Source organism: Pseudomonas sp. LBUM1662 (genome assembly GCF_059695915.1).
Window position 1 is genome coordinate 2289089 of the sequence record NZ_CP166793.1, and the last position, 24629, is coordinate 2313717.

Consider the following 24629-nt stretch of genomic DNA (forward strand, 5'->3'; position numbering starts at 1 on the left):
AATCATTTCTACTCATCACTCAATTGCCCAAGACCGCCAACTCGCCCCGCAAAAACTCCACCAGATCCCGCTGCAACCCGGTCAACGCTCCCTCGCGGCTAATCAATGCCAATTCCGTCGGCGGCAATTCCGGCAGATCGGTGCACACGCTGTGCTCCGGCAACACCGCAGAAGCTGGCAGCACGGAAATCCCCAGTCCCGAAGCCACCGCCGCCTGAATTCCGGTCAAGCTGTGGCTGCCAAACGCCACTCGCCAGGGGCGCTGCGCCACGTCCAGCAAGCGGATCGCCCGCTGCCGATAAATGCACCCTTGCGGAAACAACGCCAATGGCAATACGCCGTTGGCCGAGTCCACGCCCGCACCTTTGACCCACACCAGCACTTCCGGCCACGCCGCCCAGCACGGTCCGCTGTCCGGTTCGCGTTTGACCAGGGCGATGTCGATCTCGCCCGACGCGAGTTTCTGCTTCAGATCCGTGCTCATGCCGCTGACCGTTTCCAGCCGGGCTTGCGGCCGCGCGCGATTGAAGCCAGCCAGGATCAGCGCCATGCGCCGCGCATCGAAGTCCTCCGGCACACCGATGCGCAGGATCTCCAGATCCAGGTCGCTGGCCAACGCTTCAACCGCTTCAGAGGACAGGGCCAGCAAGCGCCGGGCGTAGTGAATCAGCAGTTCGCCATGTTCCGTGACTGTGACGTTCTGGCCGGTGCGGTCACGCAGCAGCAGCGGATGACCGACCAATTCTTCCAGTTTGCGAACCTGCTGGCTCACGGTGGATTGGGTTCGATGCACGCGTTCGGCGGCGCGGGTGAAGCTGCCTTCGTCGACCACGCAGACGAAGGTCTTGAGCAGTTCAAGATCGAGCATGGCGGTCTCCTTGATATTTGATTTGCCACTGACGAGTCGATATTAATTTAATTTCACACTATCGCAAATGGCTCGTAATCTGAAGATCACCCTTCAGAGGCTATAAACATGACACTCGAAAACACCTCGCGCCCCGAATGGCTGACCTTCGATTGCTACGGCACGTTGATCCAGTGGGATGAAGGCTTGAAAGCCGTGGTCGCCGAGATATTGCGCGACAAGGGCGATCACAGCGTTGAAGTCGCTCGCCTGATCGAGGTTTACGACCGCCACGAACATCGGCTGGAACAGATTCCGCCGCATCGCTCGTTTCGCCAACTGAGTACGCTCGGGTTGCAACTCGCCCTGGAGGAGTTGGGCTTGTCGAGCCGGCCTGAAGACAGTCAGCGCCTGGCCGGGGCGATTCCGCGGATGGCGCCGTTCCCTGAAGTGATCGAGACCCTCGCGAAACTCAAGGCGATGGGTTTCAAGCTGTGCATCGTCTCCAACACCGACGACGACATTATTGCCGGCAACGTCGCGCAACTCGGCGGGCATATCGACCGGGTCATCACCGCGCAACAGGCGGGGGCCTACAAGCCGAATCCGCGGCTGTTTGACTACGCTCATGAACAGCTCGGTGTCAGCCGTGATCAAGTGGTGCACATCTGCGCGAGCCCGACACTGGATCACACCGCCGCCCGAGACATGCACTTTCGCTGCGTATGGATCGACCGTGGCACCGGTCGGCAATTGCTACCGGACTACCGACCCGATGCGATATTGAACACGCTGGATCAGGTCGTGCCTTTGTTCACATCCCTCGGCTGGTAAAAAAAGGAGACCTCGCCATGGCACACACCCTTGCAGGCCGTTCGCGTGCTGCGCGTTATGCCGACCTCAACCTGGATTCGCTAGCCGCTGTCACCGCCCGGACGGAGTTGGCCGCGTGTTTTCAACTGGCCGCGCTGCATGGCCTGGAGGAGGGCATCTGCAACCATTTTTCGGCGATGGTGCCGGGCCGGGATGATCTGTTTTTTGTGAATCCCTACGGGTACGCGTTTGCTGAGGTGACGGCGCAGAATCTGTTGGTGTGCGACTTCCACGGCAATGTCGTGGACGGCGAAGGGCAGCCCGAGGCGACCGCGTTTTACATCCATGCCCGACTGCACAAACAGCTGCCGCGAGTGAAAGTGGCGTTCCACACCCACATGCCTCACGCAACGGCATTGTGCTTGCTGCAGGGGCCGCCGCTGTTGTGGTTGGGTCAGACGGCACTGAAATTTTACGGTCGCACGGCGGTGGACGAAGACTACAACGGCCTGGCCCTCGATGAATCCGAAGGCGACCGGATTGCCAGTGTCATGGGCGACGCCGACATCCTCTTTCTCAAAAATCACGGGGTGATCGTCGCCGGGCCGACCATCGCCGAAGCCTGGGACGATTTGTATTACCTGGAACGTGCCGCGCAAGTGCAACTGATAGCGATGGCGACCCAGCGCGACCTCAAGCCGGTGCCCCATGAAATTGCCCAGCGGGCTTACGAGCAAATGCGCCTGGGCGACGCCGAAAGCGCACGGGCGCATTTGCACAGTGCGATGCGGCGGCTCTCCAAAGGACAATTGCCCCTCACCCCCCGCGTAGATTAAGCTCAGAAAATATAAGGGATTTGGGCCTTCGCCCATGCCTTGCCCTTACAGGACGAGCTTTGCCAATCCTCACTCAAGACCCGCAACAAACGCCTGACGGCGCGTTGAAACGGTTATCCCTGCTCAAGGCAGCGGTGCTGTTTATCGCGACGGTGTGCCTGTGTCTCTGTGGTTTGCTGTACCTGCAGCTGGAGCAATCGCGCCGCCACGCGCTGGACGTTGCGCAAGTTTCGTCGTCGAACCTGGCGCGTGCCATGGCGCAGCAGGCTGAAGACACGTTCATGAAAGCCGATCTGGTGTTGACCAGCCTGGTGGACTGGATTCAGGCCGATGGCTACGGCGCGGCACAAAAACCACGCCTGCAGAAAACCTTCGCCCGGCGGGTACAGGCACTGGGTCAATTGCACGGGATATTTCTGTTCGACAAGCAAGGGCAGTGGGTCGTGACCTCGTTCGAGGATCTGACCCACGGTCCGGGCGTGGCTGATCGGGAGTACTTCAAGTTTCACCAGCAGAACGCGTCCACCCTTGCGCACATCGGTCCGGCACTTCGCAGTCGGGAGAACGGCGAATGGATCATTCCCGTCTCCAAGCGTGTGAATGACAAGAACGGCAACTTCCAGGGTGTGGTGTTGGCCGGGATCAAAATGGCCTACTTCGATCAGTTCTTCAAAAGCTTCAGCATCGATGACAACGGCTCGATGTTTCTGGCGTTGACCGACGGCACGTTGCTGGCGCGCAGGCCGTTTGTGGAATCACAGATCGGCACGTCCCTGGCCAAGGGCGAAATCTTTTACAAGCACTTGCCCAACGCGCCTGCCGGCAACGCGATGATCAGCTCGGTGGTCGATGGCATCGTGCGTTTGTATGGCTACCGTCAGCTCGATGCCTATCCGCTGGTGGTCTCGGCGGCATCGTCCAAGGATTCGATTCTTAAGGAATGGTACGAAACAGCGTTTCAATCCAGCTTCATCGTTGCCCTGGTGGTGTTGGGGGTGGGGCTGTTCGGTTGGGTGTTCGTTCGCCAGGTGCGCGTCGGCGTGCGGGTCGAAGCCGATTTGCGCAAGGCCAAGGAAGCCCTGAAGCTGATCGCGACTCACGACAGCCTGACGGGCCTGGCCAATCGCCGGCTGTTCGAACAGGCGCTGGACATCGAGTTTGGCCGAGGCGCCCGGCAGTCGAGTTCGCTGAGTTTGATCATGCTCGATATCGACTACTTCAAACGCTACAACGATGCCTACGGCCATGTGGCGGGGGACCATTGCCTGGCGGAAGTGGCGCGGGCAATCAAGGGTTGCTGCCACCGCAAAGCCGATTTGGCGGTGCGTTATGGCGGTGAGGAGTTTGCGGTGCTGCTGCCCGACACAGACCTTCACGGCGCGCTGGTGATTGCCGAGCAGATCCGCCGCAGCGTCATGGACAAGAACATCACCCACAGCGGTTCTCCCACGGGTAACGTGACGGTCAGTCTGGGCTGTTATTCGTTTGTGCCGACGGGGCACGACAGCATCGAAGTGTTCATAGAGCGCGCGGATGCAGCGCTTTATCAGGCCAAGCATTCGGGTCGAAACCGTGCGGCGGTGCTGTCGATGGAGGGCGGCGTGGAGGCGTTGATGCGCTCTGATCGTTGAGACATTTGCACCGTTGTTTCAGTCCTGCAACAGTCTTGTCCGTCTGTCTACCCGTCAGATCCGTCTGATTTGATCGTCTAGAGTTCCGGTAGCCCCGTCGAACCCGGCAGGGTTTCCCACAGCACGGACAATCGCCAAAATGTTGATACCTCAAGCATTGACAGCCGTTGCTCTAACCCTTGCAGCCTGCGCTGTCTTTCCGCTGGCCAGCCAGGCTCAATCGAATATCCCGCCGCAAGAAGCCAACGCCTTTGTGACGGTGCCGCAGTACCCGTCCGAAGATTTCCAAGCCGTGGTGCAATCGAACGTCGACACGTTGTATTCCATCGCCTGGCTCGATTTGACCAAGGGGCCGCTGGTGATTACCGCGCCGGACACCGCCGGGCAATTTTACGTGTTGCCCATGCTCGACATGTGGAGCGATGTGTTCGCCTCGCCGGGTGGATTTGCGACGGGCACGCAGGCCAGTGAGTTTCTGGTAACGCCTCCGGGATGGACCGGAACGGTGCCGGCAGGACTGAATCATTTACCGGCGCCCACGCCCTTCGTCTGGGTCGTCGGTCGCACCGACATCAGCGGGGCGGTGGACTATGCGACGGTGAACAGGATTCAGGCGGGCTACACCGTGACGCCACTGTCGCTGATCGGCAAAAGCGCCGAGCCGGTCGCAGTCCATGCCCGAGTGGTCACGGCGGGTCGATGAGTGCCGACACTCTCGGCGTTTGGGGCAACGACGTTAAGAACACTGAATAGAAAGCAGCCGAATTTTTTCCCCGTCATTGGCCGCTTCTGCGCGTCCAGCTGCCGGTCCCGCCTCCTGCACCGCCGGTCCCACCGCCGGCAGCGCCTGTGCCGCCGCCCGCTCCCGAGCCGCTGGCACCGGCATTGCCGCCATTGCCTTCTCTCGATGAGCCATATCCGCCTTTTCCCCTGTCAGGGCTATATCGCCCTGAGGGCTGATCCGGAGAGTGATTGGGCGACAGGGTCGAGCGGCCGCCAGACCAGGACCGGGTCTCGCTTGCCTCATTGTCGTTGCCGGAGGCGGCGCAAGTGACCCCTGTTGCTGCGGCCAGCAAACCCGTCAACAACAGCGTGGTGATTTTGATGTTCATCGGCGCACGTCTCCCGGGATGAGTCGTTACCTGCTGATGGTGTAACGGGGACGGCGGAGAGTGTTGGCGGGATGACGAATGGTGATGACGCCTTCGCGAGCAGGCTCGCTTGTCTCCCACAGGGATTGCGCTGAACCTGTGGAAGCGAGCCTGCTAGCGATGGCGGTTTCAAGCGTGGCTCAAGCCTCGGGCACACCGTTCTCCCACGCCGACCAATTGTTCAAAATTTCCTGCACCAACGGATTCCCCGTCCGGTACAGGTTCTCCAGCGCCGGCACAAACCCGCCCTGATCCGCATACTTGAGCAGGTTGTCCACTTCGCTCTGGCCCGGTGCCGGTCGATCAAAATCGGAGCCCGCGCGCACCACCGCCAGGCGTTGCACATCCACCAACCCTTCACGACTGGCCCGCAACAGCGCTTCGTAGGTGGAGTTGTCTTCCTGTTGCGTCGTGCAGTATTCGCCTTTGTTGTCGGTCAGGAGTTTGGTCCAGACCTCGGCACGCTCACTCAAGCGCGTCCCGGAAAACCAGGTGTTGCCCGCCAGCGTGTCGCACTGCGTCACCACTGGCGGCTGATTGGCCGGGGCAGACGGGTACTTCAGGCGCCACGCCGCCGATTCCTTGCTCTCGCTCAGTTCCACTTTTTGAGTCAGCGCGAATGCCTTGGCCTGCAACGTCGGATTGAGCTCGAACACTTCGGTCTTGTAGTCCAGCGGCGGTTTTTCGTTCGGGCCTTTGGTGTTGATGCCGATGTACCCGGTCGGCCAGTCTTTCGGCGCGTCTCGCGAATCCAGTTCCCACTGGGTGCCGAACTCCACCAGGTAATGCGCCCACGCGGTGGTGCCGATGGTCCCGTGTTTCGGGCTGATGCCGGCGATTCCGGCGATCAGGAAGTAGCTTTTACGCAGGTCGAATTTGGGCGACAGGGCCAGGGCCAGTGTCGACGCCGCGGCGTTGGTCTGGCCCATGCCAGTGACCATCAGGCACACCTGCTGCGTGTTGCAGCGAATGGTCGGGTACTCGGCGGACAAGCCCGGCACCCGGACTTCTTGCTTGAGTTCCAGGCGATCGATCCAGTTCTGCGCCTCGGGGGCGAACATGGTGATCAGCATCACTTTCGGCTGGATCGGCGCTTCGCTCGCCCAGGCAGTGGAAGAGAGCAGGGCGGCACAGGCCAGGGAAATACGCGTCATTGCATTCATAAAACCTCCAGGTTCAAACATGCCTCAGAACTGATAACCGATGCCGGCGTAATAACCCCAGCCATTGGAACGTGCGCGGAAGTCGCCGTCGCCGAAATTCAACTCGCTGCCATCGTCCCAATTGCCGCCGTTGTGGAAATAACGGCCGACCAGGGTGAAACGCAAGTGGGTGAACGAGTACAGCAACACGTTGGTGGCGACGGTGGCGTTGGCCGTGCGGGCCGGGTTGTCCTTGTGCAGGTCCGAGCCGAAATCGAAGTTGGTAAAGCCAATGTACGTCAGCGACGCACCGTTGCTGAAACTGCTGATCGGCACGATGTATTTGAGCTGGGCGCGGTAGCCGTCCCACGAGTATTCGTTGCTGGCGCCGTAGTTTTCCCACTGATAACGCCCGTAGAAATTCGCCGACAAGTTGACTCGCGAGTGGGTGTCGATGTCGGTGCCCAAGCCGCTGTACAGCGTATTGGCGCGGTTGGCGCTGTTGCTGCCGTGGTCGTAGATCCAGTCGAACGCCACGTACCACTCTTTGAACGGCCCGATGGCCAGGCTGCGGCCGGCGAGGTAGTCGATGGAGATGCGCGGTTCGTGTTCCATGAACACCGGTGAGCCGTGGTCCCACACGCCTTTGTCATGACTGTTGCCGATGTCGAAGATCTTCGGGATGTCGATGTAGCCGTACAACTCGAACGGACCTTTACGCCCGAAGTACTCGTACTCCAGGTAAATATCGTCGGCCGGTTGCGGGCCGAAACTGATGTCTTTGCTGCCGATGACGGTCAGGTCCTGGTTGAACCAGTCCGACAGGTACACGCCTTTTTTCGGCGGGCTGGCTTCAGGGCTGAGGGTTTCGCCTTGGGCGGATTCTTCGGCGGGGGCGGGTTGCGCCAAAACGGTGCTGCTGAGTAGTCCTGTAACGCTGGCCAGCAGCAAGGAAACAGCAAAGTTGCGCGAGCAAGTCACGCGGCTGGACGTGCGGTGCATTAAAAGTCCCTTTTCGTGCGGATCGAAGGCCCGGTTCTTCGGGCTTGCGCAGTAAAGTCGCGAAAACGTCTGTATCAACGACTCGCAAACGTTTGCACAACGCATACCAGTTTTGCTCAAGGCATGGAAAAGAAAGGTAAATCAGGTTTTTTACTGTCGATCAGGTCAGGTTCAGGCCTCGAAACACGCTGTAGGAGCTGTGTAGGAGCTGTGTAGGAGCTGTCGAGTGAAACGAGGCTGCGATCTTTTGACTTTGATTTTTTAAAAAACAAGATCAAAAGATCGCAGCCTCGTTTCACTCGACAGCTCCTACACCGCTCTTACACAGGATGTGCGTTGCGCCTTCAATGACCGCCGATGCTAGACTCGGTCGCATTCATTTTCCGAGGTGTGGCCCCATGAGCGAGCCGATTCGTCTGACCCAATACAGCCACGGCGCCGGGTGCGGCTGCAAGATTTCACCCCAAGTGCTGGAGGTGATTCTGGCCGGCAGCGGGGCGCAGAACCTCGATCCCAAACTCTGGGTCGGCAACGCCTCGCGTGATGACGCGGCGGTCTACGCGATCGACGAAGAACGCGGCGTGGTTTCGACCACCGACTTCTTTATGCCGATCGTCGACGACCCGTTCGATTTCGGCCGCATCGCCGCCACCAATGCCATCAGCGATATCTACGCCATGGGCGGTGATCCGTTGATGGCGATTGCGATCCTCGGCTGGCCGGTGAATGTGCTGGCGCCGGAGATTGCCCGGGAGGTGATTCGCGGCGGACGTTCGGTGTGTGACGAGGCGGGCATTCCGTTGGCCGGTGGGCATTCCATCGACGCCCCGGAGCCGATCTTCGGCCTGGCCGTGACCGGTCTGGTTGAAAAGCGCCACATGAAGCGCAACGACACCGCTACCGCCGGCTGCCTGCTTTACCTGACCAAACCGCTTGGCATCGGCATCCTCACCACCGCCGAGAAGAAGGGCAAGTTGCGCACGGCCGACATCGGCCTGGCCCGCGACTGGATGTGCACCCTGAACAAACCCGGCAGCCGTTTCGGCAAGCTCGACGGCGTGACGGCGATGACCGACGTCACCGGCTTCGGTTTACTGGGGCATCTGGTGGAAATGGCCGATGGCAGCAATGTCACCGCACGCATCGAATACAACCGTGTGCCGCGTCTGCCGGGGGTCGAGTATTACCTTGATCAGGGCTGCGTGCCGGGCGGCACCTTGCGTAATTTCGACAGCTACGCCAGCAAGGTCGGGCGCGTGCAGGAATTGCATAAACGGGTGCTGTGCGATCCGCAGACCAGCGGTGGCCTGCTGGTGGCGGTCACGCTGGAGGGCAACGAGCAGTTCCTCAACGTAGCCGCCGAACTGGGCCTGTCCCTTGAGCCCATCGGTGAACTGGTCGAGCGACAGACCAACGCGGTCGAGGTGTATTGATGTCAATCGACTTCACCGATTACCGCGACCTCTTTCTCAACGACCGGCCGATGATGGATGCCCGTGCGCCGGTCGAATTCCACAAGGGGGCGTTCCCCGGTGTGGTCAATCTGCCGCTGATGAATGACCACGAGCGGCAACGGGTCGGCACCTGCTACAAACAACACGGCCAGCAGGCGGCGATCACGCTGGGGCACCAATTGGTCTCCGGTGAGATCAAGGCCGAGCGCATCCAGGCCTGGGCCGATTTTGCCCGGGCGCATCCCGAGGGCTACTTGTATTGTTTTCGCGGCGGCTTGCGTTCGCAGATTGTCCAGCAGTGGCTCAAGGACGAGGCCGGCATCGACTATCCGCGTGTCGGTGGCGGCTACAAGGCCATGCGCAGCTTCTTGTTGAACACGGTCGATCAGGCCGTGGCCCAGTGCGATTTCGTGTTATTGGGCGGTATGACCGGCACCGGCAAGACCGAGGTGCTCACGCAGCTGCGCAACGGCCTGGACCTCGAAGGTTACGCCAACCATCGCGGCTCCAGCTTCGGCAAACGCGCCACCGGCCAGCCGTCCAATATCGACTTTGAAAACCGCTTGGCGGTGGACGTGCTGAAGAAGCGCGCCCACGGCATCGAGCAGTTTGTGCTGGAAGACGAGAGCCGCGCGATCGGCAGTTGCGCGTTGCCGTTACCGCTCTATCAGGGCATGCAGCAGTTTCCGATGGTCTGGCTGGAAGACAGCCTGCAAGGGCGGGTCGAACGTATCTTGCGCGATTACGTCGTGGACCTGAGTGCCGAATTCATTGGCGTGCACGGCGATGAAGGGTTCGCGCTGTTTTCCGAGCGCCTGCTGGAGAGCCTGAACAACGTGCAGAAGCGTCTGGGCGGTGAACGGCACCGGCGGATGTTGATCTTGATGGAGGACGCGCTGGCGGAGCAGGCAAGCAGCGGGGCGGTGGATTTGCATCGAGGCTGGATCGAAGGGTTGCTGCGTGAGTATTACGATCCGATGTACGCGTTTCAGCGGGAGAAGAAGGGCGCGCGGATTGAGTTTGCGGGGGAGAAGGGCGCGGTTCTTGAATACTTGCGCGAGCGTGCTACCCAGCGAGGGTAAGGTTGTTTTTGCCGGCCCCTTCGCGAGCAAGCCCGCTCCCACACTGGATCTGTGTCGCACCGGAGATCCAATGTGGGAGCGGGCTTGCTCGCGAAGGTGCCCTTGTAGACACCACAAACCTTGATACCTACAAGGCTTTCATTACGTCGGACACGTCTCCCGCCCATTATCCAGCCCTTGCTTATAGCTGTGGCTCTGCAGACTCGCCTTGCCGTTGTGCCAGGTCAGCGTGAGTACAAACAACGAGTCGTAGTCGCTGGACTCCCAGTCTTCAGTGATCTTCTGTTTCTTGCCGACAGCGTCGCCCGCGACCTTGTTGATCAGCTCGGGCAGGTAACCGTGGGACCAGGCCGTGTAGATGACCGAGTTGTGATACTTGTCGTGGAGCAACTCATCCGCCAGGTCGCTGGTGTCGTTGGCCGAAAAGTTGATGTTCACCGGCAAACCGAGCTTGATCGCGCTGGGGCTGATGGTCATCAGGGGGCGGATGTAGCTGTAGGAGTTGTCCAGTTCGCCTTCCTCGACATTACGGGTCGGGTTGGCGGCAAAGACGTAGTTGGCCTTGCCGAATTTTTCCGGCAGCAAGGTGGCCAGATCGATGGCGCGGTTCAGGCCCTGGCAGTTGAGCTGGCCCAGGCCGCCTTCGGGTTTTTCCGCGTGGCGCAGGAACACCAGGGTCTGGGTCCCGTCTGCCGGTTGGGCGCGGCTTTCGCTGGACTCCAGCGACAAAAACAGTGCGCTCGCCGCCAGCAGGGAGGGCAGGACGACATAGGCACGTTGCTTGAAGCGATTGGCAAATTTGAAAAGGTTCATCATTGGAATAGGTGATCTTCAGCGCATTCGGTTAAGGCTGACAAACCTTTACACCGCGAGCTCCCAGCATCGGGGTGTTTTCCATGTCGTTGGGCCGGTCCGTTTCCGAAAGGGCAGTTCTCAGAGTCCTCTGAAGCCCATTTGGTTCGATTCCGGCGAGTGCGCCGCAATGTACCGGTAACCTTGCATGGGTTGTCGCAGAGGTTATCGACAGGATGTTGCGGATTTATGGACACGGTACACGTCGAGGCGCCACTCGAGGACTGCAACCTTTTGATCTTGCTTATCAGCAACATTGATACGCCAAGTATCCGGTTCCTCCATTATGATCAGCGCTTACTGTTCCCTGTGGATGCTCCCCATGACCGATCTGTCCGCGTTCCCGATTACCCAAAAATGGCCGGCTCAATACCCTGACTGGATCCAGCTGTACTCCTTGCCGACCCCCAACGGCGTCAAGGTCTCGATCATGCTCGAAGAGATCGGTCTGCCTTACGAGCCGCATCGCGTGGGCTTCGACACCAACGATCAGATGTCCCCCGAATTTCTGTCGCTGAACCCCAACAACAAGATCCCGGCGATCCTCGACCCCCACGGTCCAGAGGACAAACCCCTGCCGTTGTTCGAGTCCGGGGCGATCCTGATTTACCTCGCCGACAAGAGCGGCCAGTTGCTGGCGCAGGAATCGGCGGCGCGTTACGAGACGATCCAGTGGTTGATGTTCCAGATGGGCGGAATCGGGCCGATGTTTGGTCAACTCGGTTTTTTCAACAAATTCGCCGGCAAGGACTACGAGGACAAACGTCCGCGTGACCGTTACGTTGACGAAAGCAAACGCCTGCTGAAAGTGCTGGATGGCCGTCTGGAAGGACGCGACTGGATCATGGGCGATCGCTACACCATCGCCGACATTGCGACCTTTCCGTGGGTGCGCAACCTGATCGGTTTCTATGAGGCCGGCGATCTGGTGGGCATCAAGGATTTCCCCAATGTCACACGCGTACTGGAACGCTTCCTGGCGCGGCCGGCAGTGATCCGCGGCCTGGAAATTCCCAAGTAAACCGCTTCGACTTTCTCAAGACCAAGGCAGGCAATGAGCTCATTCGATTTCAAGCAAGTGGATGTTTTCAGCCGGGTGGCGCTCAAGGGCAATCCGTTGGCGGTCGTGTTCGGTGCAGACAGGCTCAGCGATGAACGCATGGCAGCGTTCGCGACCTGGACCAACCTCAGCGAAACCACGTTCATCCTCGAACCGCGCGACCCTCGCGCGGACTATCGGGTACGGATTTTCACCACCCTCAACGAGTTGCCGTTCGCCGGTCACCCGACCTTGGGCACTTGCCACGCATGGCTTGAAGCGGGTGGCGTGCCTAAGGGCGAGGAGATCATTCAGGAGTGCGGCGTCGGTCTGGTGCGGGTCCGCAGGCAAGGCGCGGAGCTGGCTTTTCTCGCGCCGCCCCTGATCAAGACCGGGCCGGTGGACGCCGACGTAGTCGAACGTGTGCGCCGTGGGTTGCGGCTGGAGCCGGGGGCGATTGTCCGGGCCCAGTGGGTCGATAATGGCGCTGGCTGGCTGGCGGTGATGGTCGAGGACCGCCAGCAGGTGCTGGATTTGCAGCCGGATCATTCGCAAATGCTGGGCCTGGCCGTCGGCGTGATCGCGCCGTGGCAGCCTGAGCGCGACGGTGATGACGCGCAGTTTGAAGTGCGCGCCTTCATCTCCGGCGACGGCATGCCGGAAGACCCGGCCACCGGAAGCCTGAACGCCGGGATCGCACAGTGGTTGCTTGCGGAAGGGCTGGCACCGCCGTCTTACGTGGTCAGCCAGGGCCTGACCATGGGCCGCGCCGGACGCATTCAAGTGGAGCGAGTGGGGGAAGAGATCTGGATTGGCGGGTCTGTGGTCACTTGCATAAATGGCACCCTGAAGATCTAACCCTGTGGGAGCGGGCTTGCTCGCGAAGACGGTGTGTCTGGCACATCAATGTTGGATGTGCCGCCGCCTTCGCGAGCAAGCCCGCTCCCACAGGGAACCGCGTTAGACGCGCGCGATTATTGCTGCCCCGGTAACGCAGTCTTGAGTGATCGAGGTTTGTGCCTCACGCCTTTCAGGGCATAAGCTTCGCCCCCTACGACTTTTGTCTCGTCCTCCGTTTTTCAGGAACCCCTCATGTCCAGTCAGTTCCCCGAAGCACGTCCTCGCCGTCTGCGCCGCAATGCGAGCCTGCGCAGCCTGTTCCAGGAAACCGAGTTCAGTTTGAACGACCTGGTGCTGCCGATTTTTGTCGAGGAAGAAATCGATGATTTCGTGCCGATCAAGAGCATGCCTGGCGTGATGCGCATTCCGGAATCGAAACTGGCGGGCGAGATCGAGCGCTACGCCCGCGCCGGGATCAAGTCGGTGATGACGTTCGGCGTGTCCCATCATCTGGACAGCAGCGGCAGCGACACCTGGAGCGACAACGGCCTGGTGTCGCGCATGTCGCGCATTGCCAAGGATGCGGTGCCGGAGATGATCGTGATGTCCGACACCTGCTTCTGCGAGTACACCGACCACGGCCATTGCGGCGTGATGCACAACCACGAAGTCGACAACGACCAGACCCTGATCAACCTCGGCAAACAAGCCGTGGCGGCGGCCCGGGCCGGTGCGGATGTGATTGCCCCGTCAGCCGCCATGGACGGGCAGGTCCAGGCCATCCGCCGCGCACTCGACGCAGCCGGTTTCACCCAGACCGCGATCATGGCCTATTCGACCAAGTTCGCTTCTGCGCTCTATGGGCCGTTCCGCGAAGCCGGCGGCAGTGCGCTCAAAGGCGACCGCAAAAGCTATCAGATGAACCCGATGAACCGCCGCGAAGCGGTGCGCGAGTCGCTGATGGACGAGCAGGAAGGCGCCGACGCGCTGATGGTCAAACCGGCCGGCGCGTACCTGGACATCATCCGCGACATTCGCGAGGTGTCGCGTTTGCCGCTGTCGGCGTATCAGGTCAGCGGCGAGTACGCGATGATCAAATTCGCCGCACAGGCCGGGGCGATTGATGAAGATCGCGTGGTGCGTGAAAGCCTTGGCGCGATCAAGCGGGCGGGGGCGGACCTGATCTTCACCTACTTCGCGATGGACCTGGCCCTGGCCGGGATCTAAACCTCACCAACTATCCCCTGTGGGAGCGGGCTTGCTCGCGAAAGCGGTGTATCAGTAAACACATTTGTTTACTGATACACCGCTTTCGCGAGCAAGCCCGCTCCCACATTTGATTTGTGGTGATCTCAAGGGCTGCCGAAAAACGGCCGGATTCCATGCTCCTTGAAATACCGCTCAATCACCTTGGGATCAGCCGAGTTATCGGCAATCGCTACATATGTATCTGGCCGCAGCAGGTAAAACCCAGAACGCCCCAACCCCGCCGCTTCAAATGCCGGCCGCCAGCCGAACACGTGCAACGGCAGGTGATGCTCGTGGCACCAGGCGATCATTTCGTCGCTGGTGTCGCCATACACATGCACTTGCCAGGTCAGACACTTCAGCGATTCGAAATTGTCACCCTCACCGTCGTGCGCCCAGGGCAGGCGGTCGCCGCCATGAACGTGGCCGGAGACACCCGTGCTCAACGCTGTCCCACGATAGTTCAGGGTGATCTGCGACACCGTGCGAAACAGAAATTCACGGGATGTCTCGAATGAGGCCATTTTCGGGATCAGGAACGGTGCCAGCCGGGTGCGCAGCAAATCGGCCATGCGCCCTTCGGCGGTGACGAAGGTGAACACACGGTCGGTGGTGGATACGAGTTTGCGGGCGAAGGCGATGCGTTCGGTTTCGTAGGTGTCGAGCAACGTGGCCGTGGCGCCGCCGCTCAAGACCGCCGCCAGTTTCCAGGCCAGGTTGATGGCATCGCCGATCCCGGTGTTCATGCCCTGGCCACCCGCCGGGCTGTGGACATGCGCGGCGTCGCCCAATAGAAAGGCGCGACCGTTGCGAAAGTGATCCGCCACGCGGTGATGCACCCGATAGGTCGAGAACCAGTTCACTTGATCAATCTGCACCTGCATATGCTCGATGGCCCGGCTGCTGACGTCTTCAAACTGCAGGGTCTCAGCACGGTCGGCGCGCTCGTCGCGCACGGTGCCGATCAAGCGGGCGCGGCCTTCATCGGCTAACGGAAACACCGCGAGAAAGTCCGCTTCATCCAGGTCCAGGTGCAGCTCGCCGTTGAATGTCGGACCTTGGGCCTGCACATCGGCTACATAGAAAATCTGCTGATAGGTGCCGCCGGGAAAACCGGTGTCCAGAGTCTTGCGCACGATTGATCGGGCGCCGTCGCAACCGGCCAGGTAACACGCCTGGCAGATTTCCTGCTGGCCATCGGGCAAGCGCACTCTTGCGCTGATGCCATCGCCGGTTTCCTCGAAATCCTCCAGCTCAGTGTCGCGCTCGACCTTGATACCGAACCCTTCGAGGCGTTCAATCAGCAGCTGTTCGTGTTCGTCCTGAGGGAACATCTCGAGAAACGCGTAAGGCGTCAGCCCCTCGCCGATGCCGGTCAATGGCAGGCGCGCCACGGGCTCGCCCTTGACCCAGAAATTCGCCGCGTCCACTCGATGGCCTTTCTGTACCACGGCATTGCTGAGGTCGAGTTGGCGATAAAGCTCCAGCGTCCGTGCCTGAACGGCCAGCGCTCGGGACGTGGTGCCGGGGGCCGATGTCTTATCGATAATCCGTACCCGAATCCCCAGTTTGCTCAGCCACAGCGCCAGTACCAGCCCGGTCGGGCCGGCGCCGACGATCAGCACGTCGCTACGGTTCATGAGCCTGTCCTCCTCGGTGTGTGGCACAAGTATGGTCCAGCCCGGGGATATGAAAAGGCCCGCTGCCCAACGGAAAAAGGCCCCGCAACCGTGAAGTTACGGGGAGATGCAGGGCAAGGGGAACAGGGGATGGCGGCAGGAGTCATAGCCTGCGCCATGCCATTGATCGTATGGTTAACCCGGTTCAGCAGAGTTGATGGAGCACCATGCAAGTCAATCGATTGATCATGAGCATCGCGGCATTGCTGGTCTTGGCCGGTTGCGGCACCCAGCGCACTCAGGAGTTGCCGGCCCGCAAACCCGCCGAGGTCAAGGCTGAGATCGTGCGCCTGCTGCCGGCCAAAACCGTTGACCGCCAAGGCTGGGCCACGGACATCTACGCCGCATTTGCCGCGCAGAACATCTATCCCTCCACGCAAAACCTGTGTTCGGTAATCGCGGTCACCGAGCAGGAATCGACCTTCCAGGTCGACCCACCCGTGCCGGGCCTTGGCAAGATCGCCCGCGAAGAGATCAATCGTCGCGCCGCTAAAGTTCATATCCCCAGCCTGCTGGTGAGCGGTGCATTGCAGGTCAGTTCATCCAACGGCAAAAGTTATAGCGATCGCCTTAATGCAGCGCGTAGCGAAAAAGAACTCAGCGCCATTTTTGATGACTTCATCGGCATTGTGCCCATGGGGCGGACCTTGTTTGGAGGGCTCAACCCGGTGCACACCGGTGGACCGATGCAGGTCAGCATCGACTTCGCCGAGCAACAGGCGCGGGATTATCCGTACCCGGTGGACGGCTCGATCCGTCACGAAGTGTTCAGCCGTCGCGGCGGCATGTACTTTGGCATCGCCCATTTGCTCGGGTATCCGGTGAGCTACAAGCAACCGCTGTATCGCTTCGCCGATTTCAATGCCGGTTGGTACGCCAGCCGCAATGCGGCCTTTCAGAATGCGGTGAGTCGTGCGTCAGGCATCCCTTTAGCGCTCGATGGCGATCTGGTTCGCTATGGCGCGATCATGCCCGGCACCACGGAGTTGGCGGTGCGCACGCTCGGCAAGCAATTGGGCATGCGCAACACGACCATTCGGGATCAATTGGAGGAGGGCAAAAACCTGCAGTTCGAGGACACCCAGCTCTATACGCGGGTGTTTGACCTGGCCGAGAAAGCGGAAGGCCGGGGGTTGCCTCGGGCGGTGTTGCCGGGGATCGTGCTGCAGAGCCCGAAAATCACCCGCAAACTGACGACGGCGTGGTTTGCCAAGCGGGTCGATGAGCGTTATCAGCGATGCATGGCCAAGGGTAATTGAAGATCAAAAGATCGCAGCCTCGTTTCACTCGACAGCTCCTACAAGGTTTTGCATTCCCCTGTAGGAGCTGTCGAGTGAAACGAGGCTGCGATCTTGGCGCATTAACAGACGCGCATGAGTTTCCGATGATCGCGGGCGTAAAAAAACCCGGCTGATGAGGCCGGGTTTTTTATTGAGGACTTCGGTAAAACCATTCATTTATACAGCGCGGCTTTCAATCAGACGGTCGGAACCACCTTCAGCGACGCGGTTTTCGATCAGACGGTCGGAACCACCTTCGGCAACGCGGTTTTCAATCAGACGGTCGGAACCACCTTCGGCAACGCGGTTTTCAATCAGACGGTCGGAACCACCTTCAGCGACGTGGTTTTCGATCAGACGATCCGAGCCACCTTCGGCGACGCGGTTTTCGATCAAACGATCCGAACCACCCTCAGCCACGCGGCTTTCGATCAGACGATCCGAGCCGCCTTCAGCGACAACCGGGTGGGCAGAAGAAGCGGCGAAAGCGTTAACTGCAAAAACCGAGAAAGCGATGCTGAGAAGGATTTGGCGTTTCATGATTTTGTGCTCCGGGGTGTAGTTGTTTTGGTATGGGGCCGATCTTACGCCGCGGATTTTTTATGAGAACTTCATTGAGGTGATGGTGAACATCGACGGCAATGATAGGTAGCGCGATACCCCCACGTGGGCGTGATGGTTCAGTCGTCGGATGGCCAAGGTCGGGGCGTTTGACGCTTCTACACTGGATAGCTGGCGCGTGCCTTTGCCCTTGAGGAGTCGACCATGAATGCCAGTTCCTACGTTCCCGCCCACACCGGCCTGCTGCTGGTGGATCCTTACAACGACTTCCTCAGCGAAGGCGGCAAACTCCACGGCCGCGCTCAACCGGTGGCCGACAGCGTAGGCACGCTGGCCAACCTGAAGACGGTGGTGGCGGCGGCTCGCAAGGCCGGCATCCAGGTCTTCTACGTTCCGCACCACCGTGCCGAACCCGATGAACTGGCGCGCTGGAAACACCCGAGCCCCTATCAACAAGGCGCCAGCCGAGCGCAGGTTTTTGCCGCTGGAACCTGGGGCGGCGAGTGGCATCCGGACTTTCAGCCCAAGGCCGGTGACGCGATCGTCAAGGAACACTGGGGTGGCAGTGGTTTCGCCAACACTGATCTGGATTACTTGCTCAAACAGCACGGGATCGACAAGGTCGTGGTGGTGGGGATGCTCGCCAATACGTGCATCGAAAGCACCGCCAGATTCGCCGCTGAACTGGGCTATCACGTCACGCTGGTACGCGATGCCACGGCCGCTTTCAGTGCCGAGGCCATGCACGCCGCGCACGAAATCAACGGGCCGACCTATGCCCACGCGATTGTCACGACGGCGGAGTTGCTCGCGGCGTTCGGCTGATCGCGGTCAGATGACTTTCACTGCCCGACCGATGAATTGAATCGGCCCGGTCGGCTTGCCGATCGGTGAGCCCTGCGGATTTTCCAGCGTCAGTTCGAACAGCTGGTTGGGTTGCAGTGGCGGTAATTTGTCGAGCGGAATGGACAGCGTCTGGCCCGGTTTGACCAACCCCAGAGACACCGGTCCTTGCCAGCCGTCGGCCTTGGTCCAGAACTCGAGCGCCTTGTCGGCCGGGACTTCGACGATGCCCAGCGGAATCAGCTGGATTTCCCGCGGGTTGCTGGCCTGGATCACCCAGCCCGGTGCCTTGTCCTGGGGGCCGACCAACACCACGAGGTAAGTCGGCTTGACGGTGGTTTGCGTCAACATCAACGCGCCGAGCAGCAACGTGGCGGCCAGCCCCGCACCGGCGAGCCCGCGCCACAGCGGCAATAGATTCCACCAGGATAAAGACTGAGCCGCGCTGAACGAAGGTGGCCGATTTACGTTATTCACGCTGCGCTCGATACGCTGCCAAAGGTGTGGCGACGGTGGGTGAGGCTCGGCCAGATCAGTCAGACCGAGCAGTCGACGTTCCCAGGCATCCACGGCGGCCCGTAACTCAGGTTCGTCGCGCAGGCGCTGCCGGACCTGGGTGCGAAGCGCTGCGGGCAGTGTGCCCAACACATATTCACTGACCAGTTCATCGAGCTCTTCCGGCGTTTCATTCGTGGGTTTGCTGATCATCCCATGCACTCCCGCAATGCCGTCAGGCTCCGCTTGATCCAGGCTTTGACGGTGCCCAGCGGGGTGCCGAGTTTGTGTGAGATTTCAGCGTGAGAGTATCCGTCGACGTAGGCATGCAGGATACAGACGCGCCTTGCAGGATCCAGTTGTTCCAGGCAGTGATGAATGCGCCCCGAATGAGCCTGAGCATCGAGTGTTGCGGTGTCCTCTAACTCATCGATATCGCCTTGAATCTCGCGGCTGTTGTCACGGATGAAGTTCAGTGCCAGATGCCGCGTCAGACTGAACATCCACCCCCGCGCCGAACCTCGCGCCGGATCGAACTGCGCGGCGCCGTTCCATATCTTGATGAAGGCGTCGTGGACGATGTCTTCCGCCAGCGCAGTGTCACGCACAAGGCGTTTGGCAACGCCCAGCAGGCGCTGACTCTCCTGCACATACAAATCACGCAGGGCCTGACGTTCACCGCGGGCGCAGGCGGCGATGTGGGCTTCGTAATCGAAAAGAGTTTCGGGCAAGGACACTGTATTCAGCCGTCAATAATGGGCAGCAGCCCCGGGCCACAGGACCGGGGCCAGTGCTGAGCAGCGTAGACCAATTTTGCGCAGGTCTTGTTTCAGTTGGCGGCCCAGAAAATGTAATCCGCCTGGTACTTCACCACTTCTTGCTGGCCCTTGTTGGCCGTCGAACATTCAGTCTTCGGGGCCACGCCACCTTTGAGGGCGACGCGCTGGATGTAACTGACGCCGGTCATCGCACCTTTGCCTTCGGCCGGATTGGCCTTGACCAATTGATAGGGCAGGTTGCCCGGACTCGAAGGCGCGACAGCCAACTGGGTGCCGGTGACTGTCGAGCCGTCTTTCGCCTGCCAGGTCGCTGGCGGCCCGAAATAGGTGCCGATCTGTTTGCCGCTGCGATCATTGAGTACCGCTTTGGGGCCGACAAACAACCATTCGGCCTGACCGGCAGCATTGACCTTGCATTCGTAAGTGATCTCGCCGACACCGGTGGTTTCAAGGGCGACTTTGTGCCCGTCCGGGACCTTGATGCTGTCGGGCACACCTGATTGGGCGTAGGCCATGGAACCCGCGACGAACAAACCGGCAAGGCAAATCAGCTGTTTGGCGTTCATGAATAGCGCTCCGTAAATGAGTAATCTGCTCGGCAGCCTCAGGGCTGCTACAGGTACTACCCATCGGAAAGCGATTTGGATGCAGTGGTATAAAAAGAAATTTTCCAGCATGGTCGGTATCAGATGCTACAACGAGGCAATCTTGAAGGGGGTGCTTATGTACCAGCTCTACGGACACCAGAACTCCGGCGCCGCGGCGATTGAGGCCGCACTCGAGCTCTGTGAAATTCCTTATCGTTTCATCGACGTCGAGTTGTCTGCGGAAGCCGCCAAAGCCCTGGAAAAGCTCAACCCGCTCAAGCAGATTCCGACCTTGCAGCTGCCCGACGGCAGCATTCTCACCGAGAGCGCGGCGATCCTGATTCATCTGGGGCTGGCGTTTCCCGAGTCGAACCTGCTGTCGAAAACGCCCGCCGAGCGGGATCAGGCCATTCGTGGGCTGGTGTACATCGTCAGCAATTGCTACGCGGCCATTGGCATCATCGATTACCCCGAGCGCTGGCTGGTCGAGGCCGATCAGTCGACCATGGAAAACCTCATCGCCGGCGCCCGCCAACGCTTGCACTGGAGTTGGGAGGTGTTTGCCGATCAGTTCTCGGGCGAGTTGTACCTGGACGACGAGACGCCTGGCGCATTGGATGTGCTGGCGGCGGTGGTGACACGGTGGGCGGGCAGTCGCGAGCATCTGCGCAATGCCCGACCCGGTTTTTATGCGTGGCTGACACGCATCGACCGTCACCCGACGCTGGCCCCGGTCTTCGCCCGGCATTGGCCCACCTGAAAACACCACAAAACAAATGTGGGAGCGGGCTTGCTCGCGAAAGCGGTGTATCAGTCGACACTTGTATGACTGACACACCGCTTTCGCGAGCAAGCCCGCTCCCACATTGGGTCGGTGGGGTTTCGGAACTATTCGCCGCGAATGTACTGCTCCAACTGGCGAATCAATTCAGCCTGTTCGGCGATGGCTTCCTTGACCAGGTCGCCGATCGACAACAAACCGATCAACTTGCCGTTTTCCACCACAGGCAGGTGACGCAGGCGTCTGTCGGACATGATGCCCAGGCAGGTATCGACGGTTTGATGGGTGTCCACGGTGATCACCGGCGACACCATGATGTCGCGCACCGGGGTGCCGACCGAAGAGCGGCCATGCAGTACCAGTTTGCGCGCGTAGTCACGCTCGCTGATGATGCCCAGCACCTCGTCATTCTCCACCACGAGCAAGGCGCCGACGTTCTTTTCGGCCATCTTCATCAGGGCTTCCAGCACCATGTGATCGGGTTTGATCTGGTGCACTTCCTGATTCTTCTGATCTTTCAACTTGAGCAGTTGGGCGACGGTTTTCATGATGGCTTCTCAGGTGTTGTCGTTGTTATTGAAGAATCGTAGACCCGGGCGCCGAGGGCAAGGCGCAAAGCGGCAGATAACGCGCAAAAAACGTCATTCGGCGGTTTTTATTCGGTAAACCGGAAGTTTTTCGCTGATCCATGGGCTGAACTCAATCCCCTGTGGGAGCGGGCTTGCTCGCGAAAGCGGTGGGTCAACCAATACAAATGTCGACTGACCCACCGCCTTCGCGAGCAAGCCCGCTCCCACAGGGACCGCAACAGCTTCGAGATGGGGCTATCCCCCGCGATGACGCGTAGAATTGCCGCCTGAATCAAATCTTGAGGTTGCAGTGGTGGATTTACAGCAGGGTTTCGTCCTGACCCGGCATTGGCGCGACACCCCGGCCGGTACGCACGTCGAGTTCTGGCTGGCGACCGACACCGGTCCCCAGCGTATCCGTCTGCCTCATCAACCGTCGGTAGCCTTCATCCCGGCTGTCCAGCGCGAGCAGGCCGAGGCTGTTCTGCGCGGTGAAAAAAACGTCGAGCTAAAGCCATTGGCCCTTCAGGATTTCGAGCACCGCCCGGTGCTTGGCCTGTATTGCCAGCAACACGGTCAGTTGATGCGCCTGGAAACCGCGCTGCGTAAAGCCGGCGTCGAGATGTTCGAGGCCGACGTGCGCCCGCCGGAACGCTACATGATGGAGCGCTTCATCACCGCGCCCGTGCTGTTCGGCGGCACGCCCGGCGACGACGGCTTGCTGCTCGACGCACAGATGAAACCCGCTCCCGACTACCGACCCAACCTCCGGCTGGTCTCGCTGGACATCGAAACCACCGCCCAGGGCGAGTTGTATTCCATCGCCCTGGAAGGCTGTGGCGAGCGCCAGGTCTACATGCTCGGCCCGCCGAATGGCGACGACAGCGCGGTGGATTTCCAGCTCGAATACTGCGACTCGCGAACCGTGCTGTTGAAAAAGCTCAACGAGTGGTTCGCCCGCCATGACCCTGACGCGATCATCGGCTGGAACGTCGTGCAGTTCGACCTGCGCGTGCTGCACCAGCACGCCCGACAGCTGGGCGTCCCGCTGAAACTGGGGCGCGGCGGTGAAGAAATGCAGTGGCGCGAACACGGCAGCCGCAATCACTACTTCGCTTCAGCCGCCGGCCGGCTGATTATCGATGGCATTGAATCCCTGCGCTCGGCGACCTGGAGTTTTCCCTCGTTCAGTCTGGAAAACGTCGCGCAAACCCTGCTCGGCGAAGGCAAGGCGATCAGCACGCCGTATCAGCGCATGGACGAAATCAACCGCATGTTCGCCGAGGACAAACCGGCGCTGGCCACTTACAACCTCAAGGACTGCGAACTGGTGACGCGGATTTTCGCCAAGACCGAACTGCTGACCTTCCTGCTGGAACGCGCCAGCGTCACCGGTTTGCCGGCGGACCGCAGCGGCGGCTCGGTCGCGGCGTTCACCCACCTGTACATGCCGCTGATGCACCGCCAGGGTTTCGTGGCGCCGAATCTGGGGAACAAGCCCGCGCAGGCCAGCCCCGGCGGTTTTGTCATGGACTCGCAACCGGGCCTGTACGAATCGGTGCTGGTGCTCGACTACAAAAGCCTCTATCCGTCGATTATCCGCACGTTCCTGATCGACCCGGTCGGGCTGATCGAAGGCTTGCAGCATCCTGACGACAGTGAGTCCGTACCGGGTTTTCGCGGTGCGCGTTTTTCCAGGACCCGGCACTGCCTGCCATCGATCGTCGCCCGGGTGGCCGAAGGTCGCGAGACCGCCAAGCGCGAACACAACGCGCCGCTGTCGCAAGCGTTGAAGATCATCATGAACGCCTTCTATGGCGTACTCGGCTCCAGCGGCTGTCGCTTCTTCGACACGCGCCTGGCCTCGTCGATTACCTTGCGCGGCCACGAGATCATGTTGCGCACCCGGCAGTTGATCGAAGCCCAGGGCCACACGGTGATCTATGGTGACACCGACTCGACCTTCGTCTGGCTCCGTCGCGCTCATGGTCAGGAAGAAGCCGCGCAGATTGGCCGCGCGCTGGTGGACCACGTCAACCAGTGGTGGCGCGAGCATGTGCAGCAGGAATACGGGCTGGAAAGCGCCCTGGAGTTGCAGTTCGAGACCCACTACAAACGCTTTCTGATGCCGACCATTCGCGGTGCCGAGGAGGGCAGCAAGAAGCGTTACGCCGGGTTGGTCACCCGCGCCGATGGCACTGACGAAATGGTCTACAAGGGCCTGGAAACCGTGCGCACCGACTGGTCGCCGCTGGCCCGGCAATTCCAGCAGGAGCTGTACTCACGAATTTTCCATCGCAAGCCGTATCAGGATTACGTGCGTGACTACGTGCGCAAAACCCTGGCCGGCGAGTTCGACGACCGCCTGATCTACCGCAAGCGCCTGCGCCGTACCCTGGATGACTATGAGCGAAACGTGCCGCCACACGTTCGTGCAGCGCGGATCGCCGATGATTACAACGACCAGCAGGGCCGCCCCCGGCAATACCAGAACGGCGGCTGGATCAGCTACGTGATCAGCGTCGCGGGGCCGGAACCGCTGGAGATTCGCAGCGCGCCCATCGATTACGACCATTACGTCACCCGGCAATTGCAGCCGGTGGCGGATGCGATTCTGCCCTTCGTGGACGACGACTTCTCAACCTTGATTGGTGGGCAACTGGGCCTGTTTTGAGTCCAGCAGCTGCAGCGTCCAGTCATCCCGTATGCCGTGGAAATATTGATCCAGTGCCTTGTGGAAGACACTGCCCTTGGGCGCAATCTGGGCGAACAGGGTCATGGACGAGTGAAACTTGAGGTCATCGGGATGGCCGAATATGCCGGCAATCGAGCTTTTTTTGATGTTCAGCACCAGTTCCGTGCAGTCACACAGTCGTGAACCCAGCAACGGATGACTCAGGTAAGCTACGGCTTCCTCGACGGAACGAATGGCAAAGTGCCTGGACATCTCGCTACCGCCCAACCCGGCAAACTGCGGGAAGATGAACCACATCCAGTGACTGCGTTTGTGGCCAGCCTGCAGTTCTTCCTGAACGCGTTTGAACACCGGGTCTTGAGCCTGGATAAAGCGTGGCAGATTGAATGAGTCATGTGGATCAGTGCTTCTCATGCAGAAGCC

23 protein-coding genes and 1 pseudogene are annotated in these 24629 nt (G+C 60.3%); 13 read left to right on the top strand and 11 right to left on the bottom strand.

From position 1 onward, the window contains the following. Window positions 1–19: 19 nt before the first annotated feature. The gene (locus ACA049_RS10360) at window positions 20–868 is read right to left on the bottom strand and encodes a LysR substrate-binding domain-containing protein (RefSeq protein ID WP_497335134.1); all 849 of its coding nucleotides are present in this window, start codon (window positions 866–868) and stop codon (window positions 20–22) included. 108 nt (window positions 869–976) lie between these two features. Here ACA049_RS10360 and ACA049_RS10365 point away from each other — a divergent pair, with 108 nt between their 5' ends. The 4 genes and pseudogenes from ACA049_RS10365 to ACA049_RS10380 form a co-directional block, all read left to right on the top strand. Further along, window positions 977–1681 carry a haloacid dehalogenase type II gene (locus ACA049_RS10365; RefSeq protein ID WP_497335136.1) on the top strand — a complete coding sequence of 235 codons (705 nt, stop codon included), beginning with the start codon at window positions 977–979 and terminating at the stop codon, window positions 1679–1681. Window positions 1682–1698: 17 nt separating this feature from the next. Then, window positions 1699–2496: an aldolase gene (locus ACA049_RS10370; RefSeq protein WP_497335138.1), complete on the top strand. Its 798-nt coding sequence runs from the start codon at window positions 1699–1701 to the stop codon at window positions 2494–2496. Between the two features lie 59 nt (window positions 2497–2555). Then, a complete protein-coding gene (locus ACA049_RS10375; RefSeq protein WP_497335140.1) occupies window positions 2556–4127 on the top strand; it encodes a sensor domain-containing diguanylate cyclase in 1572 nt (523 codons plus the stop codon). Between the two features lie 139 nt (window positions 4128–4266). Beyond that, a pseudogene (locus ACA049_RS10380) lies at window positions 4267–4800 on the top strand (DUF1254 domain-containing protein); the annotation flags it as partial. Between the two features lie 618 nt (window positions 4801–5418). Here the strand turns inward: ACA049_RS10380 and ACA049_RS10385 are convergent. Together ACA049_RS10385 and ACA049_RS10390 are read right to left on the bottom strand one after the other, a co-directional pair. Beyond that, on the bottom strand, window positions 5419–6441 hold the full coding sequence (locus ACA049_RS10385) for a purine-nucleoside phosphorylase (RefSeq protein WP_497335142.1): 1023 nt from the start codon (window positions 6439–6441) through the stop codon (window positions 5419–5421). A gap of 24 nt (window positions 6442–6465) precedes the next feature. After that, window positions 6466–7422, bottom strand: a complete 957-nt coding sequence (locus ACA049_RS10390; RefSeq protein WP_497335144.1) for a nucleoside-specific channel-forming protein Tsx — start codon at window positions 7420–7422, stop codon at window positions 6466–6468. Between the two features lie 398 nt (window positions 7423–7820). Here ACA049_RS10390 and selD point away from each other — a divergent pair, with 398 nt between their 5' ends. Both selD and mnmH read left to right on the top strand, forming a co-directional pair. Beyond that, on the top strand, window positions 7821–8855 hold the full coding sequence (gene selD, locus ACA049_RS10395; RefSeq protein ID WP_497335146.1) for a selenide, water dikinase SelD: 1035 nt from the start codon (window positions 7821–7823) through the stop codon (window positions 8853–8855). After that, on the top strand, window positions 8855–9958 hold the full coding sequence (gene mnmH / locus ACA049_RS10400) for a tRNA 2-selenouridine(34) synthase MnmH (protein ID WP_497335148.1): 1104 nt from the start codon (window positions 8855–8857) through the stop codon (window positions 9956–9958). The genes selD and mnmH overlap by 1 nt, the downstream gene beginning before the upstream one ends. A 141-nt stretch (window positions 9959–10099) precedes the next feature. On the opposite strand, the gene ACA049_RS10405 is transcribed toward mnmH, so the two are convergent. Next, window positions 10100–10774: a histidine phosphatase family protein gene (locus tag ACA049_RS10405; RefSeq protein WP_497335150.1), complete on the bottom strand. Its 675-nt coding sequence runs from the start codon at window positions 10772–10774 to the stop codon at window positions 10100–10102. A gap of 358 nt (window positions 10775–11132) precedes the next feature. On the opposite strand from ACA049_RS10405, the gene ACA049_RS10410 reads away from it, so the two are divergent. The 3 genes from ACA049_RS10410 to hemB all read left to right on the top strand — a co-directional run bounded on the left by ACA049_RS10410 (window position 11133) and on the right by hemB (window position 13916). After that, window positions 11133–11831: a glutathione binding-like protein gene (locus ACA049_RS10410; RefSeq protein WP_497335152.1), complete on the top strand. Its 699-nt coding sequence runs from the start codon at window positions 11133–11135 to the stop codon at window positions 11829–11831. A 33-nt stretch (window positions 11832–11864) separates the two neighbouring features. Beyond that, complete coding sequence (locus tag ACA049_RS10415; RefSeq protein ID WP_497335154.1) at window positions 11865–12707, top strand: PhzF family phenazine biosynthesis protein; 843 nt, start codon at window positions 11865–11867, stop codon at window positions 12705–12707. Window positions 12708–12941: 234 nt separating this feature from the next. Next, window positions 12942–13916: a porphobilinogen synthase gene (gene hemB, locus ACA049_RS10420; protein ID WP_497335156.1), complete on the top strand. Its 975-nt coding sequence runs from the start codon at window positions 12942–12944 to the stop codon at window positions 13914–13916. Window positions 13917–14041: 125 nt separating this feature from the next. On the opposite strand, the gene ACA049_RS10425 is transcribed toward hemB, so the two are convergent. Then, complete coding sequence (locus ACA049_RS10425; protein ID WP_497335158.1) at window positions 14042–15577, bottom strand: FAD-dependent oxidoreductase; 1536 nt, start codon at window positions 15575–15577, stop codon at window positions 14042–14044. A gap of 206 nt (window positions 15578–15783) precedes the next feature. Between ACA049_RS10425 and ACA049_RS10430 the strand changes: the two genes are divergently transcribed. Continuing rightward, on the top strand, window positions 15784–16875 hold the full coding sequence (locus tag ACA049_RS10430) for a DUF1615 domain-containing protein (protein ID WP_497335160.1): 1092 nt from the start codon (window positions 15784–15786) through the stop codon (window positions 16873–16875). A 198-nt stretch (window positions 16876–17073) separates the two neighbouring features. Here the strand turns inward: ACA049_RS10430 and ACA049_RS10435 are convergent, their stop codons facing one another. After that, a complete protein-coding gene (locus ACA049_RS10435; RefSeq protein ID WP_497335162.1) occupies window positions 17074–17436 on the bottom strand; it encodes a hypothetical protein in 363 nt (120 codons plus the stop codon). 225 nt (window positions 17437–17661) lie between these two features. Here ACA049_RS10435 and ACA049_RS10440 point away from each other — a divergent pair, with 225 nt between their 5' ends. Beyond that, window positions 17662–18282: a cysteine hydrolase family protein gene (locus ACA049_RS10440; protein ID WP_497335164.1), complete on the top strand. Its 621-nt coding sequence runs from the start codon at window positions 17662–17664 to the stop codon at window positions 18280–18282. Between the two features lie 6 nt (window positions 18283–18288). On the opposite strand, the gene ACA049_RS10445 is transcribed toward ACA049_RS10440, so the two are convergent. The 3 genes from ACA049_RS10445 to ACA049_RS10455 form a co-directional block, all read right to left on the bottom strand. Then, window positions 18289–19008, bottom strand: a complete 720-nt coding sequence (locus ACA049_RS10445) for an anti-sigma factor (protein ID WP_497335166.1) — start codon at window positions 19006–19008, stop codon at window positions 18289–18291. Further along, window positions 19005–19526 (bottom strand): sigma-70 family RNA polymerase sigma factor, encoded by a 522-nt coding sequence (locus ACA049_RS10450; protein ID WP_497335168.1) that lies wholly within the window; start codon window positions 19524–19526, stop codon window positions 19005–19007. Before ACA049_RS10450 ends, ACA049_RS10445 begins: the two co-directional genes overlap by 4 nt. Before the next feature lie 98 nt (window positions 19527–19624). Continuing rightward, entirely contained in the window at window positions 19625–20140 is a 516-nt protein-coding gene (locus tag ACA049_RS10455) for a DUF3455 domain-containing protein (protein WP_497335170.1), read from the bottom strand. A 157-nt stretch (window positions 20141–20297) separates the two neighbouring features. Here ACA049_RS10455 and ACA049_RS10460 point away from each other — a divergent pair, with 157 nt between their 5' ends. Continuing rightward, complete coding sequence (locus ACA049_RS10460; protein WP_497335172.1) at window positions 20298–20921, top strand: glutathione S-transferase; 624 nt, start codon at window positions 20298–20300, stop codon at window positions 20919–20921. 128 nt (window positions 20922–21049) lie between these two features. Here ACA049_RS10460 and ACA049_RS10465 read toward each other — a convergent pair whose 3' ends face one another. Next, window positions 21050–21490: a CBS domain-containing protein gene (locus tag ACA049_RS10465; RefSeq protein WP_007944798.1), complete on the bottom strand. Its 441-nt coding sequence runs from the start codon at window positions 21488–21490 to the stop codon at window positions 21050–21052. 334 nt (window positions 21491–21824) lie between these two features. Between ACA049_RS10465 and ACA049_RS10470 the strand changes: the two genes are divergently transcribed. Beyond that, complete coding sequence (locus tag ACA049_RS10470) at window positions 21825–24185, top strand: DNA polymerase II (protein WP_497335174.1); 2361 nt, start codon at window positions 21825–21827, stop codon at window positions 24183–24185. On the opposite strand, the gene ACA049_RS10475 is transcribed toward ACA049_RS10470, so the two are convergent. Next, complete coding sequence (locus ACA049_RS10475) at window positions 24150–24620, bottom strand: DUF1810 domain-containing protein (protein WP_497335176.1); 471 nt, start codon at window positions 24618–24620, stop codon at window positions 24150–24152. The genes ACA049_RS10470 and ACA049_RS10475 overlap by 36 nt on opposite strands. Window positions 24621–24629 lie beyond the last annotated feature (9 nt).

Coding starts and splice junctions, on each gene's coding strand:
- ACA049_RS10475 (WP_497335176.1), bottom strand. CDS start 24,620: ATGAGAAGCACTGATCCACATGACTCATTCAATCTGCCACGCTTTATC.
- ACA049_RS10425 (WP_497335158.1), bottom strand. CDS start 15,577: ATGAACCGTAGCGACGTGCTGATCGTCGGCGCCGGCCCGACCGGGCTG.
- ACA049_RS10465 (WP_007944798.1), bottom strand. CDS start 21,490: ATGAAAACCGTCGCCCAACTGCTCAAGTTGAAAGATCAGAAGAATCAG.
- ACA049_RS10410 (WP_497335152.1), top strand. CDS start 11,133: ATGACCGATCTGTCCGCGTTCCCGATTACCCAAAAATGGCCGGCTCAA.
- ACA049_RS10405 (WP_497335150.1), bottom strand. CDS start 10,774: ATGATGAACCTTTTCAAATTTGCCAATCGCTTCAAGCAACGTGCCTAT.
- selD (WP_497335146.1), top strand. CDS start 7,821: ATGAGCGAGCCGATTCGTCTGACCCAATACAGCCACGGCGCCGGGTGC.
- ACA049_RS10430 (WP_497335160.1), top strand. CDS start 15,784: ATGCAAGTCAATCGATTGATCATGAGCATCGCGGCATTGCTGGTCTTG.
- ACA049_RS10460 (WP_497335172.1), top strand. CDS start 20,298: ATGTACCAGCTCTACGGACACCAGAACTCCGGCGCCGCGGCGATTGAG.
- ACA049_RS10445 (WP_497335166.1), bottom strand. CDS start 19,008: ATGATCAGCAAACCCACGAATGAAACGCCGGAAGAGCTCGATGAACTG.
- ACA049_RS10385 (WP_497335142.1), bottom strand. CDS start 6,441: ATGAATGCAATGACGCGTATTTCCCTGGCCTGTGCCGCCCTGCTCTCT.
- hemB (WP_497335156.1), top strand. CDS start 12,942: ATGTCCAGTCAGTTCCCCGAAGCACGTCCTCGCCGTCTGCGCCGCAAT.
- ACA049_RS10390 (WP_497335144.1), bottom strand. CDS start 7,422: ATGCACCGCACGTCCAGCCGCGTGACTTGCTCGCGCAACTTTGCTGTT.
- ACA049_RS10455 (WP_497335170.1), bottom strand. CDS start 20,140: ATGAACGCCAAACAGCTGATTTGCCTTGCCGGTTTGTTCGTCGCGGGT.
- ACA049_RS10365 (WP_497335136.1), top strand. CDS start 977: ATGACACTCGAAAACACCTCGCGCCCCGAATGGCTGACCTTCGATTGC.
- ACA049_RS10415 (WP_497335154.1), top strand. CDS start 11,865: ATGAGCTCATTCGATTTCAAGCAAGTGGATGTTTTCAGCCGGGTGGCG.
- ACA049_RS10370 (WP_497335138.1), top strand. CDS start 1,699: ATGGCACACACCCTTGCAGGCCGTTCGCGTGCTGCGCGTTATGCCGAC.
- ACA049_RS10440 (WP_497335164.1), top strand. CDS start 17,662: ATGAATGCCAGTTCCTACGTTCCCGCCCACACCGGCCTGCTGCTGGTG.
- mnmH (WP_497335148.1), top strand. CDS start 8,855: ATGTCAATCGACTTCACCGATTACCGCGACCTCTTTCTCAACGACCGG.
- ACA049_RS10435 (WP_497335162.1), bottom strand. CDS start 17,436: ATGAAACGCCAAATCCTTCTCAGCATCGCTTTCTCGGTTTTTGCAGTT.
- ACA049_RS10360 (WP_497335134.1), bottom strand. CDS start 868: ATGCTCGATCTTGAACTGCTCAAGACCTTCGTCTGCGTGGTCGACGAA.